The organism is Vibrio sp. 1557 (genome assembly GCF_033340175.1).
In the GTDB taxonomy this organism is placed as follows: Bacteria; Pseudomonadota; Gammaproteobacteria; order Enterobacterales; family Vibrionaceae; genus Vibrio; species Vibrio alginolyticus.
In genome coordinates this window covers 1-1,220 of the sequence record NZ_JAWOVZ010000184.1, presented here as the reverse complement: position 1 = coordinate 1,220, position 1,220 = coordinate 1, and the positions used below count along the sequence as shown (strand labels likewise).

General features: G+C 43.0%; 1 protein-coding gene. It reads left to right on the top strand.

All coding sequences use genetic code 11. The features are described from left to right. Nucleotides 1-16 precede the first annotated feature (16 nt). Nucleotides 17-1,220, top strand: a protein-coding gene (locus R7070_RS25705) for an IS3 family transposase (protein WP_102949714.1) whose coding sequence is annotated in 2 segments (ribosomal slippage) — nt 17-368 and nt 368-1,220 — 1,205 coding nt annotated over the 2 segments. Because the reading frame shifts where the segments join, the coding sequence is not laid out codon by codon here. This gene is flagged as partial in the annotation.

Here is a 1,220-nt window from a genome sequence, read left to right as displayed (position 1 = left end):
AAAATTGGAGAGTGTTATGAAATCAACAACTAAAAGAACTCAGCGCGATTACTCCCTCGCTTTTAAACTCACTGTAGTTGATGAGGTTGAAAAAGGAAGCCTCACTTACAAACAAGCCCAAGAGAAGTATGGCATCCAAGGTTGCTCTACGGTTTTGGTTTGGCTTCGTAAGCATGGTCGACTAGATTGGTCTAAAGGGACACCTAACTTTATGTCCAAAGGAGACTCTATGGCCGAGTTCAATTTACCTCCTACACCAGAGCAACGTATTAAAGAGCTTGAGAAGCAGCTCGAAGATGCTCAACTCAAAGCCGACTTCTTTGAAGCTGTCGTGAACGTTATGGAACGTGACTATGGTGTTAGAGTGACAAAAAAGCACAAAGAAGCGTTGTCCAAGAGAAAACCATAGTAGGTTTGAGCGTTACGAAGTTTTGTCAGTTAGTACAAATCTCTCGCCAAGCTTATTATAAGCAATGCCAAACTCAATCTCGTTGTGAACATCATGAGCATGCTGTCATTGGCTTTGTCCGTGAAGTCAGGCTGAAGCAGCCACGCATTGGCACGCGTAAACTGAAGTTCTTAGCAGCAACAAAGGGCATTCAAATAGGTCGCGATAAGCTCTTTGAACTTCTCAGAAAGCATCGGCTGTTAGTGAGAGCAAGACGAGCCTATCACCGAACGACTGACAGCCGTCATCGATTTTTCTGTCACCCAAACAAAGTGAAAGATGGGCTGACACCAACGAAGCCAGAACAACTGTGGGTTGCTGATATTACTTACTTGCCAACTCAAAATGGAGAGAGTTATCTCAGCTTGGTTACAGACGCTTATTCAAGGAAGATTGTTGGTTTTTATGTGGATGACAACATGAAAACTCAATCAGTTAAGCGGGCATTTATCTCAGCTCTCAGGCAACGGCAGAGTGAAGAAAAGCTAATACACCACTCAGATAGAGGCTCACAATACTGTTCGAGGGAATATCAAGATATCCATAAGAAACATAGAGTGACTTGCTCAATGACTGACGGGTATGACTGTTATCAGAATGCTTTAGCTGAGCGTGTAAATGGGATACTCAAAATGGAGCTCTTGCTGAAGAAACCGAAAGATCTGAAAGAAGCAAGGACGATGGTAGCAGAGTCCGTAGATATCTATAATCAAATGAGGCCTCATACGGCTTTAAAATACAAAACGCCCGATGAAGTACATCGAGCGTTTTA